Origin of the sequence: Psychroserpens damuponensis, from assembly GCF_000826655.1 — a bacterium.
Classification (GTDB): domain Bacteria; phylum Bacteroidota; class Bacteroidia; order Flavobacteriales; family Flavobacteriaceae; genus Psychroserpens; species Psychroserpens damuponensis.
The window spans coordinates 1-15,990 of the sequence record NZ_JXJO01000002.1 but is presented as its reverse complement, the minus strand read 5'-3'; the positions used below and the strand labels follow the sequence as shown (position 1 = coordinate 15,990).

Genomic DNA, 15,990 nt, shown 5'->3' with positions numbered 1-15,990 from the left:
TTTTTTTTCCTTTTTTGCTCTTTTTTTTTAGTAAAAAGTAGTTTGCAATTGTATTTATTATCTCTGAAATTATCCACATAGGATTAATAATTAAGTCGTTCTTTAAGAGCGATTTTTTTATGCAATAGATTTAAGCTTCACAGATTTAATGAGTGCATCGAGAGTATAAAGAATATGCTCTTTATCTTCTTCGTTCATTTGCTGTACATCAATAACACGTTTTAATAATTGGCTATCCACTTCAACATCCTGTTTACCAATAAGGAAATCCAAACTTACTTCAAGCACATCTGCAATTTTAGAAGCCACTTCAATAGATGGCTTTACTTCATCACGTTCATAACGTCCAATAATATCGCCTGAAGTTCCAATGGCTTTACCCAAATCGTTTTGGGAAAGCTTCTTTTGTTTACGCAGTTTGATGATATGTTGTCCTAAAGTCATACTTAAAAGTCGTTAAAATGCTATATATAATAAGGTTTAAGCAAATATAGATGATATAAATATCATAACAAAGATATATAAACCTTGTATAAAACTGATAAATGTTTTAGTTTTGTGATAAATAGGTCAGAAAATTAATTTATCAACAAATGCTCAATACTTCCAACCCGAACAATTACGGTAATCGGTCAAATTAGTGGTTAGCCATTTTATTGAAATTAAATATCTGGTTATCATTAATTTAAATAAGTTTCATAACTAAAAGAGTGTGCTATATAACACACTCTTTTTTTATTTAAGGTTTTAAAAGTTCTAAAAATAGGGGTTGTTCAAACCTGCTGTGTCAAATTAGGGGGTGAATTTTGCTTTAAAACTTAAAGCAAAAACCTCAATGTATTAATTTTAACAATTATAATTTTAGTATTTCAATATTGTGATTGAGAAAATGAAATGTAATTGTTGTAAATCTTTATGTATTAAAAATGGGTTTCAATCCAATGGGAAACAACGCTATTACTGTAAAAGCTGTAATAAACATCAGCAAGAAAATTATCGTTATAAAGCTTATCTACCTAAAACAAATTTGCTTATTTATAAGCTTGTAATAAATAGTTCTGGAATGAGTGATATTGCCAGAGTGCTAGAAATTTCAAAAAATACAGTAAAATCTAGACTATTAAAATTATCTCTTGTAATAAGGAAACCAATTATTTATGAATCTTTACAAGTCTACGAGATTGATGAAATGTTTACAAGAATAAATGGCAAACGTAAATGGGTAGTTTATGCTATCAACAGAAAAACAAGACAAATTATTGATTTTGCAGTTGGAAGCAGGTCAAATGAAACTATTTTAGAAGTTGTCAATACTGTACTTTTATTAAATCCTAAGAAGATTTATACCGATAGGTTTTCATCATATAAATCTTTGATACCAAAATCAATACATAGAATGGTAAGGTTTCAAACTAATTTAATTGAACGTTTTAATTTAAACTTAAGAAATCACCTTAAACGTCTAAGCAGAAAAACCTTATGCTATACCAAAAATAGAGAAATTCTTGAAGCTACTTTGAAACTCTATTTTTGGGGCAATCAGTTAAAGTTTAAATAAAACCTTTTAATCGAGCTTGCTCAATTAGAAAATAATCACTTTTACATTCAACATTAAATAGAATTTTTAAATTCCGTTTTCTGTTTTCAATACCACTTTTAGATAAAAAGATTAAATCAGGAAGTTCACTATTTCTAATGCCTAATGATAGGTAGTATAAAATTAATCGATCTTTTTTATCTATTAAAATATCACATGACATGCGCAAACGTAATAATCTCATAAAAGTGCTACTATAAAATGGATTACCGTTAATAACATTTTCAATGGCTTTAACTAAACCCTTAAATGTAGTTTCTGTCTTAAGCAATATGCTTTCTGGATTAATAGTTTTTATAATGTCAATTGTCAAGTAATTATTTTTATGACCAGTGAAGGTAACAAGTTTAACTTCTGGTGAATGATATCTTATGTTAGTTACGATATCTTTTATCAATTTAAAATTCTGCATATTAGAAGCAATATCAATATATAGAAATACAAGTTTTAGGCGTTTATGGTCTTTTATTTCAGCTAACGCGGTTTTATAATCATCAACACATTGTGTTTTAAAATCTAATGTAGATTCTTGCTGAGTAATTTCTTTTAGTGCTTCTATAATAGTATATGTCATTAAAGGTTCTTCTTCAATAATAAGCACATTGTTTAGTGTATTCATTGCTGGTGATTTTACTAACAGTTATTGTTGGAGCTATTGGTGAACAAATTAAAATGAGTTAAATGAATATATAATTGAGTAAGCTTCATTGTAGACATATTTAAATATTTTGTTCTATTAATTGGTTAAATATAGAATATTTTCTACAATAAATTTGATTGTGTATTATTAAAAAAAATAGTATGGCGATTAGAATATTCATGCCAATATTGGGCTAAATGCTTTAAAAGATTAAGCTAATAGCTTAATTCATGTTATAGAAGATTAGGTACCTTTATGGTATTGGTTCATCTTCAAATCAAGCCTATGCTTAAAAGATTAATTTTACTATGTGTATTACTGCAATTTTTTAATTGTGAAGATATTATTGGGGTCGATGATATTTCTGAAGAATCAATCGTATTACTTGCACCTACAGATAATACGACATTACAAACCGGTTTAATAAATTTTAGTTGGCAAGAATTAAACTTTGGCGAGACCTATCATTTGCAAATTGCAACACCAAATTTTGAAATGCCACAACAAATTGTTGAAGATACATTGATAATGAATACTAATGTTTTTATTATGCTACCTGCAAACACTTATCAATGGCAAGTTAAATCTATAAACTCAGCTTACGAGACACAATTTACAACTCAAAACCTCACTGTTGAAGAATAAAAAGAAAATAAGCGTTTTGCTCGTTCTGGTTTTAAGTGTTTGGGGAACTATTGCTTATAAACTAATTTCAGCTTCAAATCCTAAACTAACAGATTTGCCTGCACAACAAGACATAGCTGCTAAAAATTTTAAAGTGGATACAGCTATTAAAAAATTTTCAATTTCTACTGTTGACAGAGATCCTTTTTTAGGCAATTATTTAAAAAAGGAAACAAATTCAATAATTAATAAAAAGAAAAAGACATTGTCTTGGAAACCTATTGAATATTTAGGAATAGTTAAAGGCGATCGCAACAGTCAAAACATTTTTATAGTCTCTATAAATGGTAAGCAGTATTTGCTTAGAAAAGGTCAAACAAAAGATAGCTTAACCTTACTCTTTGGGACTAAAAAAAGTTTGACCCTTAGTTACAAAAATCAACAAAAACGTTTTGACAGAATACAATAAACATGAAAAAATTAAAAGCAGGCACATTACAATTGGTCACGTTTATTATGGTTGTGATAGCCTTGTTACTAGCTTCATTTCTCATTTTAAATCATGTGCATAAACAGTTTCGATTACAAACATTTCATACCATTGAAATGATTCATTTGTCTAATACAGGGATTAGTCATAGTTTGTCGCAGGTTGACACAATAATTGATACACTTACGATTCCGCTTTTTGATGAAGCTTATAAAAGTTTAAAAATTAAAACAGATTTTTGGGGTATTTATGAGAAAGTATACTCTCAAGCAAGTATAAAACAAAAAACGTTTAGCAAGATAGCTCTAATTGGTAAAGAACAATCACAAACAAAAACAGCCTTGTATTTAAAAGATAACAATCGTCCCTTAGTTGTTGTAGGTCATACCAAAATTAAGGGTCAGACCTATCTCCCAGAACGAGGAGTGAAATCTGGTAATATTTCTGGTCATGCGTATTATGGTCAAACGTTTTTGGATGGAGTCACTAAGACAATCCAAGATTTTCCAAAGTTGAGTAGTGATTTACGAGCGCATATTAATTCGTTAGCAAAACAATACACTGAAAATCAAAATGATGTAATGTACTTTGGTTTAAATACGAGAAAAGTTGTTAATTCTTTTAAAAATAAGCTTTTAATAACATATAGTCTAAATGATATAGAGCTTTCAGAAATCCATTTGAGCGGTTATATTATAATTCAGTCTAATACAAAAATTATAGTGGATGAGACATCTACGTTAAAAGATGTAATTCTAATAGCTCCTGTAATTGAGGTTAAAAAAAATGTTAATAGTACTTTTCAAGCACTAGCGACAGAGCGCATTATAGTTGCTGAAAATGTAAAACTAAACTATCCGTCTGCTTTGGTATTATTAAATGATAATAAAAAAGAGAATTATAAGACATCGCATTTTTTAGAAATTAAATCGAATTCTCATATAAAAGGAAGTGTATTATGTTTAGGAAAAACTCAGAAAAATAATACTGATATACAGCTCAAAATTGACAATAATGTACTTGTTGAAGGTGAAATCTATTGTCAACAGAATTTAGAACTGAGAGGTACAGTAGTGGGATCTGTCTACACCAATAATTTTATTGTTAAAGAAAATGGTACAACCTATCAAAACCATTTATATAACGGAAAAATTAACGCCAACTTATTAACAATTCAATATGTCGGATTAGCTTTTGATGACAGCTCTAAAAATGTGATGAAATGGTTGTATTGAAAAAAATTAAAGCTTCAACGCTTATGGAAACACTCATTTCAATGGTTTTGGTCATTGTAATATTTATGGTGTCTAGTATGATTTTAAACAATATGTTTTCTAATACGATTAAAAATAATACAAGACTAATCAGCTCGCATCTCAATGAATTGGAGTATCAGTTTATAAATGATAAGCTTATTTTGCCATATCATGACGAATATAATGGTTGGAGTGTTTCAGTAACTAAAGAAAAACAAGAAAATAAAGATTATGTTCAATTTTCAGCATTACATCCTGTAACCAATAAAACAGTTGAGTCTAACACTTATAGTAAATGAAATTAAAACTCGCTGCATATACATTAAATGAGATGCTTATAGTAATCATTATCTCGAGTATCATAACAAGTTTAGCATTCACTGTCTTAAATTTAGTAAACCGAAATATGTGGGCAATCCAAGAAAACTTAAAAGTAAATACTGAGTTTAGTAAACTAGAAGAATCCTTATGGATTGATATGAATAGATATCAAAACATAGTCTTTTTAGAATCTAAAAATCAAATGATATTTAATTCCATAATTGATTCATTGACTTATAAATTTCATTCAGAATATATAGTTAAAGGTATGGATACTTTCAATGTTAAAATTGAAAACAAGTTGTTTTTTTTCAATGGAAATGAAACAGAGACAGACCGTATAGATGCTGTAAAATTAGAATTGTCAAAGCAATATAGAAGTCAGCAACTATTTGTTTTTAAAAGAAATGATGCAATACAATTTATGAACTAATGGCATTTCAATTAGATAACATAAAACCAAGTAATAGCGCTTCTAAAAGGAATAACTATGATATAGATAAACTTTTAAAAAAAGAAATCATACTTTTTAATAAACAGTTCTCTAATAAAATTAAGGAAGACTTTTATAGCGAACTCAGTGTGTTGCTCAATGCTGGAATCACTTTAAAACAAGCCTTAGAGTTAATTGTTAATTCTCAAAAAAATATTAAGACAACAGCCATTTTAGAAGTTATACTAAAAGGCATAATCGAAGGGCAGAGCTTTTCTGATGCCGTAAGAGTTCATAAGGTATTTTCAGATTATGAATATCATTCCATTAAGATAGGAGAAGAGACAGGAACAACCTCTAGAATTACCCAACAGCTTTCAGATTTTTATTCTAAAAAGAATGAGCAAAAGCGTCAGCTTATTAATGCATTGACTTATCCAGTTGTCATATTAACGACTGCAATTTTGGTCGTCATTTTTATGTTGCAGTTTGTTGTGCCTATGTTTCAAGATATATTCAAGCAACAAAATGTGCAATTGCCAGGAATCACACAATTTATAGTGAATTTATCAAATTTGTTTCAGGATTACGGCTGGCTTATCCTTTTAATAATAGTCAGTCTAGTTGTTGTAAATGCCACCATTAAAAAAAAGATGTGGTACAAGCGAATCATAGATAATCTGTTATTGAAGATACCTTTCGTTGGCAAGTTTATAAAAACAGTATATCTATCACAATTTACGCAATCAATGATGTTACTTACAGCATCTAAAGTGCCAATAGTAGATAGTATTAACTTAGTAAAAAAGATGATTGATTTCTTTCCGCTAACTAAGGCTTTAGAATCTGTAGAAGGTGAAATCATGCAGGGAAATACATTGAGCAACGCTTTGCAGAAGCATGATTTATTTGATGATAGAATGATTACACTAGTCAAGGTGTCTGAAGAAACAAATCAAACCGAATATATTTTTGAAAAGCTCAATAGTTTGTATAACACTAAAGTTCAAAATAGTTCTAAATTGCTCTCAACATTATTAGAACCATTTATTATTATTTTTGTTGGTGCCTTTGTTGGTTTTATATTAGTAGGGATGTATTTGCCGATGTTTAAGTTGAGTAGTATTATCTAGTTATTATTTTTTGTTTCAAAAAATAAAATTATCTTTAATTTATATACTAACATAGTGAACACAAAACGGAACATGTTTTGGAACACAATTTAATATAAAAAGCGGTGCTGAGGTCAGCAAAATGGTTGTTCTTATTTCAAGTTAAGAACTCATAACCCGAAGGTCACTGGTTCGAGTCCAGTTCCCGCTACTAAGACGAAAGTCAATAAAATCAACGGTTTAGTTCGCTCTAAACCGTTTTTTTATGCTTAATTTTAATTCTTGTCTTGCAATTGAACACGGAAACGAACACAGTTTGTCAAAAAAGAAAAATCTTTCGCCACAAAAATTTATTCTGCTACCAGTAATTTAAAGAAATGTATTATACTGAAATAAGTTAACTCTTTTCGGTTACTATTTCCAGGTTCAAACTATTTTTATAGCCGTTTTGAAGGTAAAAGAATAGTTTGAACTAAGTCTGTTCATAAATAGTAAGTTCAGGTAAGTTTACATTATTTTTTTTTATAGGACCTGTATTTGATGTTTGGATTCAAATGTACTTTAGCAGGTTTTCTGAGATCCAGGCTCAAATGGGTTCTCAGATTGTTATAAATATACACAGCTTGCTCAGTCATTTTTTGTCCTAATTCTGTGTTCTTACCGGTTTGTTTTAATCCAAATTCGTATTTAAGAGTTCTATTGATTCTTTATGCAATAGCGTTTTGATAGGGGTCGTATTGTTCAGTCATACTCATTATAAATGTTATTGCTTTCAGCAAATTTGGTGCATTTAGGATTGCAGTATTGAAAACCTCTGTCTGAATGATGTATAAGCTTTTGATTGGGATATTTTCTGTTTTTAATGGCTATAGCGACCGCATCACAGCAAAGCGATGTTCTCATATGGTTATCTAGTTTGTACCATAATTTGCTTAGAATAGGCATTTGTGACTAATGCAGGATAGTTGTGCCCATTTTCTATTTTAATGTATGTTATATCGCTAACCTAGAGTTGTACTGGTCGAGTAGGAACATTGTATTTAATCAGGTTCTTATAGCTTTTGTAGATATGTTTTGAGTTTGTCGTTGTGATGTAATTTTTAGTTTTAGGAATCAAAAGATTATTTAGGCTGAGGAAGTGATAGAACTTGTCTCTGCCGATCTTAATATTAGCGTTTACAAAGTCTTGTTTTAGTTCTGTGTGTAGTTTAATACCACCCGTTTTCGAGCCTACTTTTTTACGGTAGTCCTTGACCATTTAAGATTTGGTCAATGACTAACAGTTTAGTCTCTAAAGTAGACTTTTGGAAATTTTTTTTCGCCAGTGTTCATTTTGTGTTTGCATACGTTATTTTTTCAGTCCGCTAATTATGACTTGTTTAATTTTGTTTTGATGAATAGTTTCAGCTTGACTAATTAAAATATATATTCTGTTTTTATTTTTCCACCATATTATTCCTCTTTCATTTATACAACTTCGGATTTGAGAATGATTTAAACGGTCTAAAATTCTACGAAATTTTGAAGCTTCTTTTTTACTTCCAAACTGCCATTCCTTAAATTTAATTACATATTTTTCAATCCAATTGTGGGTAGATAATTCAGCAGATGTTGCGAAGCGGATAGAATTAAAATTTAGTTTCGATAGAATTTCTAATTCTTTTTCTTCTCCACATTCTTTTAATTGATTAACAAAATTATCCTTTGGTTTTGTTCCGATTGAGAATGATTCGGACGTATTATTAAAACCAAGTTCTTTGTGAAGTGAATTTATTGCATTTTCAAATTCACTTTGGCTGTATGAAAATGTGAATTGTCCTATTAGAATAAAAGCGAATATGAGGTTTTTCATAATGAATGGCAACGTGTTTGTGTATAGTTAGTTGCATGGTTTAAGTAACTAATTTAGTAAATATAAACCGACCAAGAAAGTCCGCGAGGACTTTCGTAAGTAGGCGAGAAGCCAGCAATAAATTATATACGGTGTTGGCAACTGGCTTTTAAGTAGTTTATGATTTAGTATTTATTCTACTTCAAAAATAGCTTGAATTTCTACAGAAGAATTTACAGGAATCGATGATGCTCCATAAGTAGCTCTTGCATGCTTCCCTTTTTCTCCAAAAACTTCAAACATTAAATTTGAAGCAACATTCATTAAGTTTGCATGTTTAGTGTAATCATCTGTAGTGTTAAAGATACCTGTTAGTTGAACACATTTTTTTACTTTATTTAAATCGCCACCAACAGCATCTTTTAAAACAGCTAAAACATTAAGCATTGTAGTTTTAGTAGCTTCATTTACCTGCTTTTCATTTATATCTAAGCCTAATTTACCAGGGTTTACAACTTTTCCATCTTTAAAGGCAACTTGATTAATAAATATCAAATTTCCAGACCTCACGTAAGGTTCATAGCTCCCAGCAGGTTTAGGTACTTTAGGTAATTCAATTTTCTTATCTTTTAATACTGTATTAACATCTATTTTCTTATTATTCTCCGTTATTCCTATAGTTGTTGGAAATGTACTTTTTAATGCATGCGCTACTTTAGCAAAATTTTGTCCTTGAAGATTGGCTAGTAAACGTTCACTTTTTGTTGGTCTTTCTACATTCTTAAATGAAGCTAAACTAGTTGTTCCTAAAACAGTATTACCTTGAGGGATGGTGTTATCAATGTTTTTAGTACCTCTAATTCCATTAGAAACTAAAACCATGCCGTGTACTGCTAAACTATTCCAAAAAGATTGTATTGCAAGTTCTTTTCCGGCTCCACTACCTGCAGACATAAATACCGTTGCTGGCATTCCTTCTAAACCGTGTTTACTCCATAAATCTACTGTTTTGGATAAGAATTCGCTCATTGGTGTGCTAATGTTTCCAAAATATATGGGCGACCCAAAAGCAATTCCATTATACGAAGTTAATTCTTCTACAGTTGCTATGGGTATATTTTTTAACGAAGGAATATCGGATGATTTAACCTTTTTTATAAAGGCTTTAACGTTTCCTTTCGATTCAATTCCTTTTGCGACTTCCTTAGCTAATTCGTAGGTTCCGCCATTATCAGAATGGATTAACACAAGTATTTTAGTTTCTTGTCCTTGAATTGTGTTCATAAATAGGATGGTTAAAATTAATAATGTTGCGCTGTGTAATTTTTTCATTTTGTTCTTTAGATGAATATCAAGTTTTCTAAATTCAATTTTTAGAGACTTATTAAGTATAATTGTGTGCGTGTATAGCTGTTATTGCGCTTAAAATATTATGTTGAAAATAAAGGATATATTTTCAGTAAAAGTATTTTAAATAATAAGATGTCTTGTGATTTCGATTGTCAATATTTTGTTAAATGATTAACGAATTTTTGTATTATACTGAAATAGGTTGACCTTTTTTTGTTATTATTTCGATGTTCAAAAGATTTTTTTTAGCCGTTAAGAAGGCAAAAAAATAGTTTGAACTAGGTCTGTTTTTAAATTGTTAGTTCAGGTAAATTTACATTATTTTTTAGATAGGATTTGTATTTGATGTTAGGATTTAAATGTACTTCAGCCGGTTTTCTTAGATCCAGGCTAAAATGCGTTCTTAGATTGTTATAAATATATACTGCTTGCTCAGTCATTTTTTTAGCTAGATCTGTGTTTTTAATTGTTTGTTTTAGCCATATTCATATTTCAACGTTCTATTGATTCGTTCAGCAATAGCGTTTTCGTAGGGATCATATGGTTACGTAGTTTATAGCCCATAATTTTCTTTGAATCTTGCTTGGGCATTAAAGCTAACGATCTCGGATATGAGTAGTTGTGTGGGGTAGCACTTAACTTTACAAGTACACACCAAACTGAAAATTCACAAGGATTTTCAAAAGTATGCGATAACCAGCAATTACTTATAGCCATTGTTGTAAATAGTGCTTTGTTCTATTTTTTTATTAATTTATGTGTTTCAACATTGTAAATTGAATAAATTTTCAAAAAATATAACCCATTATTTAAATAGGATAAATCAATTGATTTATTGTTTTGAATGGAATCATATACCTTTTTACCTAACGAATCAAAAATTTCTACTTTACTTATGGTAATATTATTTTTAGATGATAGTATTATATTATTATCAACAGGATTTGGATAAACAGTAAAAACTTTTGTTTTATCATTATTTTGTTCTAATTGTGCTTCTTCAACACTAAGAGTTATTTGTGATACGTCAACTTTATATAATTCATCTCCACTTATTTGAGTATTAGCATCTAAAAAAAGATTGTTGTTTGTTTTAGATAAATGCCAAGTTGAATCATAGCCTAAAAAATTATCAGAGTTAAGTACATTAATATTTAGGTATTCTGTAGAGTTCATATTATCGTTTATATAATATATGACTTTATCATTAAGAGAGTTTAATAGAAATAAAGTGTTTTCGAAAATGACAGAACTTCTAAAGTTTCCTGACGTAAAATCTCCAACTTCAACTGTTCCTTCATTAGTCCCATCTGTTCGCCATAAACTTATGTTACCGATTGTGAAATATAAGTAGTTACCACAAACCCCAATAAATACCGGACTATAATCTAAATCTTTTAACGTAATAGTTCCATTCAATGTTCCGTCGGTTTTCATTAAAATACTATTTAGCGTTTCCGAAAAATATAATTCATCATTAAAAACAAAAGTTGATTCATTTAAAGATTGAGAAGCTAGCTGATACGTATATAATAACTCATGTGTTGTATTGTCATCACTTGCCCAAAGTTTAGGAATATCTCCATAGTCTAAATCAGACCAAAAAAACAAAACATTGTTATTAGAATCAATAATTTCGAAATCAATAATTCCACTTTGAGTTATACTGGTAGCAATTGTTCCTCCATTTGTTCCATCTGTTCTCCATATTTTATTAGCAGAGCCATCAAAAGCCTTAAAATATAATAGGTTATTGAATATAGTATGTTGTTTTCTACTAGGAAGACACCTATTATATGCATTTGTAGAATAAAATGAATCTCCTGAATTCGAATTTATGTCTTTTAGTAAATAAGTGCCAACTTCAGTTCCATCACTTCTCCATAACTCAGAACCAAAAATCCCATCATTTGCTTTAAAATAAAGAACATCATTATATTCAGCAAAAAACACACTTTCATTCAAAGCGTCAGAACCACCAATTGATATATCTTTAACCATAACTGTTCCATTTTCAGTTCCATCAGTCTTAAATAGTTCATAACCATTTGTACCATCGTTAGCTCTAAAATAGAGATTATTTCCTGCTTTTGTAAATGATGGACTAGGGCAAGTTGAACTATACCAAAAAGCACTACCATTGTCATTAATGTCTTTAAGCATTTTTGTGTCAGCGATAGTTCCATCACTTACAAAAACCTCATTGCCTGAATTATTGTTTTTTCCAGTATAGAATATTTGGTCATTTAAGCTAGTGTAATTTCTAGAACTAGAAGGTGTTTTTGTCCCATAAATCCTATTTATATCCTTTACTTTTAAAGTGTTAATTGTGCTGCCATCTGTTTTCCATAACTCACTTGACTGAAAAAACGTGATATTATTAATGTTTAAAAAAGTTAATTCATTAGCACTAGTTTGACTTAAATCAATATTTAGAACTTCACTTGTGCCATTAATTGTTCCATCACTTTACCATAAGGTATTATAATTGTTGATGTGGTCTCTTGCTGAGAATAAGACATAATTAGATGTTGATGTTAATTTTGTTATATTACTTGAATTATTACCAATATTTATATCTCTTAATAACTGTGTTCCAGATGAAGTGCCATCTGATACCCATAATTCACTTCCATTTATTCCGTCGTCCGCTTCAAAATATAATTTATCTTGGTGAATAACAAATTGTAAATCATAATATTGAATACTACTTTGATTTGAATTTTGGTTAATGTTTTTTACCAAAACAGTTCCACTTTCAGTTCCATCACTTTTCCATAATTCCTGTCCGTTTGTTCCATCATTAGCTGTAAAGAACAATGTGCCGTTAATATCTATAAAATTAGTAGCGTTGCTAGAACTCGATGGGTTTATATTTTTGACTAAAATGGTTCCACTTTCAGTTCCATCACTTTTCCATAGTTCTTCTCCATTTATTCCATCATTAGCTGTAAAAAAAACGGTTGAATTAGATTTAGTTAGATTTTTAGGGTTGCTTTCCGGCTCAAAATTAAGTTCAAGTAATGTAGCATTTACAGTGGTCTGAGAATAAGACATGGCGACACTAACTAAAGTTAAAATAATAATTAATTTTCCATTCATATTTTTTTGTTTTGCATTATTTATAACGTGTTCGTGTATGGTTAGTTGCGTGGTTAAGCAACTAATTTAGTAAACAAAAACGTGCCAGAGAAAATTCCGAAGGAATTTTCTAAATAAGTACTTGCCAAAGCAATTAAATATACACGTTGTTGTAGTACGTTTTTTTAATATTTTTATTTTATTAATCGATTAACATTAAGTTTATACATTTTGCCAATAGGTATTTTATGATTCTGAAGATGGATTCTATTACCTTCTATGAGTTCAATTTTATCAATTGAGATTATAAACGATTTGTGTACTCTTATAAATTGACTTTCTGGCAAATTATGAGTAAAGGATGTTAACGTTAGATGTGAAACAATCATTTTATCAACCATATAAATTTTTACATAATTTCCATAGGCTTCTATAAACAGAATATCTTTTAACTTAATTTGATAGTATTTTTTATCTTCTTTTATAAAGATTTTAGTGTCTACGGTGTTTTCAAAATTTTGCAATGATATAGGTTTATTAGCCAATGCATCTGAAACTTTACTTACAGATTTTACAAAACGACTGAAATTAAATGGTTTTAATAAATAATCCTCAATGTTTAATTCATAACCTTCTAATGCAAATTCTTTATAGGCTGTAGTAATTATAATTTTTGGTGGATTGGAAAGTGTTTTTAAAAAATCTAAACCTGAAAGTTTAGGCATATTGATATCTAAAAAGATAAGATCTACCGAATGTTTATTTAAATACTCAAGGGCTTCAAATGCATTATAACAACTTTTTTGAAAGGATAGATATGATAAATTATTCGCATACTCTTTGATATTATCATGTGAGGCAGTTTCATCGTCTACAATTATATATTTTATCATTACTTATATATTTCTAATGTGGTTGAATAGATGTTCTCCTCCATCGTAGTACAGAATTTATGTGTGTTTGGATACAATAAATTTAAACGATCTTTTAAGTTTTTCAGCCCAATGCCTTCATTTTCTGAAGCATCTTCAGCATCATAATTGTTTTTGACAGTAAAACTTATTTTAGTATCGTCTTCTATAAGTTTTATATGAACAAATGCATTATCAGTTGCTTTTTCAACTCCGTGTTTAAAAGCATTTTCTAATATATTGATAAACAATAAAGGAGCTACACTCGCATCTGAATTTTTAATCATTTTTTCAAAGTTAACATCAATGTCTTTATGGTATCTAGCAGTTTGTAAGTCAATAAAGTTAATTAAATAACTAACTGCATCCTTTAATAGTACGCTTTCTTTACCACTATCGTAAATAGTAAATCGCATTAAATCAGATAACTTTAAAACGTAGTCTTGTGCTGCATCAGCATCTTTCTTTATTAGGGAATATAAATTATTTAATGTGTTAAAGAAAAAATGAGGATTTATTTGATTTTTTAAGAGCATTAATTCTGCTTCTAGTTTATCACTTTTTAATTGCTGAATGCCTCTTAGGTATTTATAAACCCAAAAGAAAATTAAGTAAGCAACTTCAATAGTTAAAAGAATTCTTAAGGTGTTTGGAAGAATTCCATCCGTTCCTGTAGTTACTTGTACGCCATACACTAATAAGGGAATACTAATTCCGAAGAAAAGATATTTTAGGGTTGGATTAGTAGCTCCAAATTTTATTTTTTCAGTTTGAAAAAAATAATATAAAAGGGTGTAAAAGACCACTAAACCCAATGATCCTGAAAGTACTGTAAAAATTTCGCTTTGCGCGTTTCTTAAGATCAGCATCAATACAAGGATGATCCCTGATACAATTGCCGATGTTTTAAATAGTTTTTTTTGTATCATGATATATTTATTTATGATTTTGACACAAATCTATGTTGCGAATTCATGGGTACAGCTTTTATTTTATGAACGGCTCTTTTCATATTGTAAGCGTATCATGTTAGATGATAAAGGTACTTTAAATATCAGAAAGAGACGTATAGCATTTAGTACTTTTACTTCATCAAAATAGTTCTAAATCACAAATATTCAGTTCTAGGTTTGCATCAAATTTAAAACATAAAACATATGAAAACTTTAATTACAATTATTACAATCGCATTTTCTACTTTATTCGTAAATGCACAAATGACAACTGAAAATGAGCTACAAAAAACTTTAGATGAATCTACAGCTATTGCTTTAAAAGAACATAATGTTCCTGGTATGGCAATCGCAGTTATTAAAAATGATCAAGTGATTATTAAAAAAGGATATGGGTTTTCTGATATAAAAAGCGGAGAAGCAGTTAGCAGTACAACAGGATTTAATATTGGATCTATATCAAAAATGTTTACCGCTTGGGGAATTATGAAATTAGTAGAAGAAGGAACACTTAATTTAGACGCTCCTGCTTCAAATTATATTTCAGGATGGAACTTGCCTACTAGTGAGTTTGATGCTAATAAAGTAACCATTAGAAATTTATTACAGCATACAGCGGGTTTATCTGTACATGGTTATAATGGGTATGAATCTAAAAATGAATTAACATCAATTAGGCAATCGCTATCTGGAACTTCCAATCCAGATGAAGCCGTAAAGCTTATTATGGAGCCTGAAAGTAAATGGCAATATTCTGGTGGAGGTTATTCTATATTGCAACTTGTCATAGAAGAGGTGAGTGGTAAATCGTTTGCAGAATATATGCGAAAAAACATATTTAAACCTTTAAAAATGAAGCATACGAGTTTTGATATCAATAAAAAGATATTAAAAAACACTGCTAAAGCGTATGATGTAGAAGCAAAGGAAATACCGTTGCGTCTTTTTAATGCTCAAGCAGCAGCGGGTTTGCATACAACTATAGATGACCTTATTCTATTTGCAAAAGCATCATTTTCAAAAAATCCTGTATTGTCTAAAAAAAGTATTTCACTTTTAACTGCACCAACTGAAATATCAAAAGGAAATTACGGAATGGGTTATATGGAGATGAATCGTTTTGGAGATTTCACCTTGAACGGTCATGGTGGATCTAACGAAGGTTGGCATTCTGGTTTCATGCTCGATTTTAAATCAAAATCTGGGATTATTATTCTTACAAATGGTTCTAATGGAAGAAATGTTTTGTTTGGAAGTTTGAAAGATTGGGCTCAATGGCACGGAAGTAACTAATTATATCCCTTTTTATTTAAGCAGTGAATGACTAATCTAGAGGCATTCACTGTTTTTGCGAGTAATGTGCTACAACGGTCTTGTGTATGGTTAGTTGC

Annotated in this window: 17 protein-coding genes; 8 read left to right on the top strand and 9 right to left on the bottom strand. The window is 29.5% G+C overall.

Annotation, left to right across the window (positions count from 1 at the left end):
- Positions 1-117: 117 nt before the first annotated feature.
- Positions 118-444, bottom strand: coding sequence for a helix-turn-helix domain-containing protein (locus TD29_RS01050; protein WP_040278291.1), 327 nt, complete (start codon positions 442-444; stop codon positions 118-120).
- Between the two features lie 445 nt (positions 445-889).
- Here TD29_RS01050 and TD29_RS01045 point away from each other — a divergent pair, with 445 nt between their 5' ends.
- Complete coding sequence (locus TD29_RS01045) at positions 890-1,558, top strand: IS1 family transposase (protein WP_040278290.1); 669 nt, start codon at positions 890-892, stop codon at positions 1,556-1,558.
- On the opposite strand, the gene TD29_RS01040 is transcribed toward TD29_RS01045, so the two are convergent.
- Positions 1,551-2,216 carry a response regulator transcription factor gene (locus TD29_RS01040; RefSeq protein ID WP_040278288.1) on the bottom strand — a complete coding sequence of 222 codons (666 nt, stop codon included), beginning with the start codon at positions 2,214-2,216 and terminating at the stop codon, positions 1,551-1,553. The genes TD29_RS01045 and TD29_RS01040 overlap by 8 nt on opposite strands.
- Positions 2,217-2,522: 306 nt before the next feature.
- Here TD29_RS01040 and TD29_RS01035 point away from each other — a divergent pair, with 306 nt between their 5' ends.
- From TD29_RS01035 to TD29_RS01010, 6 genes are all read left to right on the top strand, one after another.
- On the top strand, positions 2,523-2,882 hold the full coding sequence (locus TD29_RS01035; RefSeq protein ID WP_052466931.1) for a hypothetical protein: 360 nt from the start codon (positions 2,523-2,525) through the stop codon (positions 2,880-2,882).
- Between the two features lie 94 nt (positions 2,883-2,976).
- Positions 2,977-3,330 (top strand): hypothetical protein, encoded by a 354-nt coding sequence (locus TD29_RS01030; RefSeq protein WP_152611442.1) that lies wholly within the window; start codon positions 2,977-2,979, stop codon positions 3,328-3,330.
- A 2-nt stretch (positions 3,331-3,332) separates the two neighbouring features.
- On the top strand, positions 3,333-4,586 hold the full coding sequence (locus TD29_RS01025) for a hypothetical protein (RefSeq protein ID WP_040278286.1): 1,254 nt from the start codon (positions 3,333-3,335) through the stop codon (positions 4,584-4,586).
- Between the two features lie 23 nt (positions 4,587-4,609).
- Complete coding sequence (locus TD29_RS01020; protein ID WP_241485193.1) at positions 4,610-4,906, top strand: hypothetical protein; 297 nt, start codon at positions 4,610-4,612, stop codon at positions 4,904-4,906.
- A complete protein-coding gene (locus tag TD29_RS01015; RefSeq protein ID WP_040278284.1) occupies positions 4,903-5,361 on the top strand; it encodes a hypothetical protein in 459 nt (152 codons plus the stop codon). The genes TD29_RS01020 and TD29_RS01015 overlap by 4 nt, the downstream gene beginning before the upstream one ends.
- Positions 5,361-6,494 (top strand): type II secretion system F family protein, encoded by a 1,134-nt coding sequence (locus tag TD29_RS01010; RefSeq protein WP_040278282.1) that lies wholly within the window; start codon positions 5,361-5,363, stop codon positions 6,492-6,494. The genes TD29_RS01015 and TD29_RS01010 overlap by 1 nt, the downstream gene beginning before the upstream one ends.
- Positions 6,495-7,214: 720 nt before the next feature.
- Here the strand turns inward: TD29_RS01010 and TD29_RS18840 are convergent.
- From TD29_RS18840 to TD29_RS00980, 7 genes are all read right to left on the bottom strand, one after another.
- A complete protein-coding gene (locus TD29_RS18840) occupies positions 7,215-7,418 on the bottom strand; it encodes a DDE-type integrase/transposase/recombinase (RefSeq protein WP_394331529.1) in 204 nt (67 codons plus the stop codon).
- Between the two features lie 403 nt (positions 7,419-7,821).
- Positions 7,822-8,325 (bottom strand): hypothetical protein, encoded by a 504-nt coding sequence (locus TD29_RS01005; protein ID WP_040278281.1) that lies wholly within the window; start codon positions 8,323-8,325, stop codon positions 7,822-7,824.
- A 171-nt stretch (positions 8,326-8,496) separates the two neighbouring features.
- On the bottom strand, positions 8,497-9,636 hold the full coding sequence (locus TD29_RS01000; protein WP_040278280.1) for an NAD(P)H:quinone oxidoreductase: 1,140 nt from the start codon (positions 9,634-9,636) through the stop codon (positions 8,497-8,499).
- A gap of 756 nt (positions 9,637-10,392) precedes the next feature.
- A complete protein-coding gene (locus TD29_RS00995) occupies positions 10,393-11,817 on the bottom strand; it encodes a T9SS type A sorting domain-containing protein (RefSeq protein WP_040278279.1) in 1,425 nt (474 codons plus the stop codon).
- Between the two features lie 306 nt (positions 11,818-12,123).
- On the bottom strand, positions 12,124-12,756 hold the full coding sequence (locus TD29_RS00990) for an ELWxxDGT repeat protein (protein WP_040278277.1): 633 nt from the start codon (positions 12,754-12,756) through the stop codon (positions 12,124-12,126).
- A 173-nt stretch (positions 12,757-12,929) separates the two neighbouring features.
- The gene (locus tag TD29_RS00985; protein WP_040278276.1) at positions 12,930-13,628 is read right to left on the bottom strand and encodes a LytR/AlgR family response regulator transcription factor; all 699 of its coding nucleotides are present in this window, start codon (positions 13,626-13,628) and stop codon (positions 12,930-12,932) included.
- Entirely contained in the window at positions 13,628-14,575 is a 948-nt protein-coding gene (locus tag TD29_RS00980; RefSeq protein WP_052466930.1) for a sensor histidine kinase, read from the bottom strand. Before TD29_RS00980 ends, TD29_RS00985 begins: the two co-directional genes overlap by 1 nt.
- Positions 14,576-14,803: 228 nt before the next feature.
- On the opposite strand from TD29_RS00980, the gene TD29_RS00975 reads away from it, so the two are divergent.
- Entirely contained in the window at positions 14,804-15,892 is a 1,089-nt protein-coding gene (locus tag TD29_RS00975) for a serine hydrolase domain-containing protein (protein ID WP_052466929.1), read from the top strand.
- Positions 15,893-15,990: the final 98 nt, after the last annotated feature.

What these genes read in the sequence shown, in the direction of transcription:
- TD29_RS00985 (WP_040278276.1), bottom strand. Translation starts at nt 13,628, where the DNA reads ATGATAAAATATATAATTGTAGACGATGAAACTGCCTCACATGATAAT.
- TD29_RS01025 (WP_040278286.1), top strand. Translation starts at nt 3,333, where the DNA reads ATGAAAAAATTAAAAGCAGGCACATTACAATTGGTCACGTTTATTATG.
- TD29_RS01010 (WP_040278282.1), top strand. Translation starts at nt 5,361, where the DNA reads ATGGCATTTCAATTAGATAACATAAAACCAAGTAATAGCGCTTCTAAA.
- TD29_RS01015 (WP_040278284.1), top strand. Translation starts at nt 4,903, where the DNA reads ATGAAATTAAAACTCGCTGCATATACATTAAATGAGATGCTTATAGTA.
- TD29_RS01050 (WP_040278291.1), bottom strand. Translation starts at nt 444, where the DNA reads ATGACTTTAGGACAACATATCATCAAACTGCGTAAACAAAAGAAGCTT.
- TD29_RS01020 (WP_241485193.1), top strand. Translation starts at nt 4,610, where the DNA reads ATGGAAACACTCATTTCAATGGTTTTGGTCATTGTAATATTTATGGTG.
- TD29_RS00980 (WP_052466930.1), bottom strand. Translation starts at nt 14,575, where the DNA reads ATGATACAAAAAAAACTATTTAAAACATCGGCAATTGTATCAGGGATC.
- TD29_RS18840 (WP_394331529.1), bottom strand. Translation starts at nt 7,418, where the DNA reads ATGCCTATTCTAAGCAAATTATGGTACAAACTAGATAACCATATGAGA.
- TD29_RS01000 (WP_040278280.1), bottom strand. Translation starts at nt 9,636, where the DNA reads ATGAAAAAATTACACAGCGCAACATTATTAATTTTAACCATCCTATTT.
- TD29_RS00975 (WP_052466929.1), top strand. Translation starts at nt 14,804, where the DNA reads ATGAAAACTTTAATTACAATTATTACAATCGCATTTTCTACTTTATTC.
- TD29_RS01035 (WP_052466931.1), top strand. Translation starts at nt 2,523, where the DNA reads ATGCTTAAAAGATTAATTTTACTATGTGTATTACTGCAATTTTTTAAT.
- TD29_RS01005 (WP_040278281.1), bottom strand. Translation starts at nt 8,325, where the DNA reads ATGAAAAACCTCATATTCGCTTTTATTCTAATAGGACAATTCACATTT.
- TD29_RS00995 (WP_040278279.1), bottom strand. Translation starts at nt 11,817, where the DNA reads ATGCTTAAAGACATTAATGACAATGGTAGTGCTTTTTGGTATAGTTCA.
- TD29_RS00990 (WP_040278277.1), bottom strand. Translation starts at nt 12,756, where the DNA reads ATGAATGGAAAATTAATTATTATTTTAACTTTAGTTAGTGTCGCCATG.
- TD29_RS01040 (WP_040278288.1), bottom strand. Translation starts at nt 2,216, where the DNA reads ATGAATACACTAAACAATGTGCTTATTATTGAAGAAGAACCTTTAATG.
- TD29_RS01045 (WP_040278290.1), top strand. Translation starts at nt 890, where the DNA reads ATGAAATGTAATTGTTGTAAATCTTTATGTATTAAAAATGGGTTTCAA.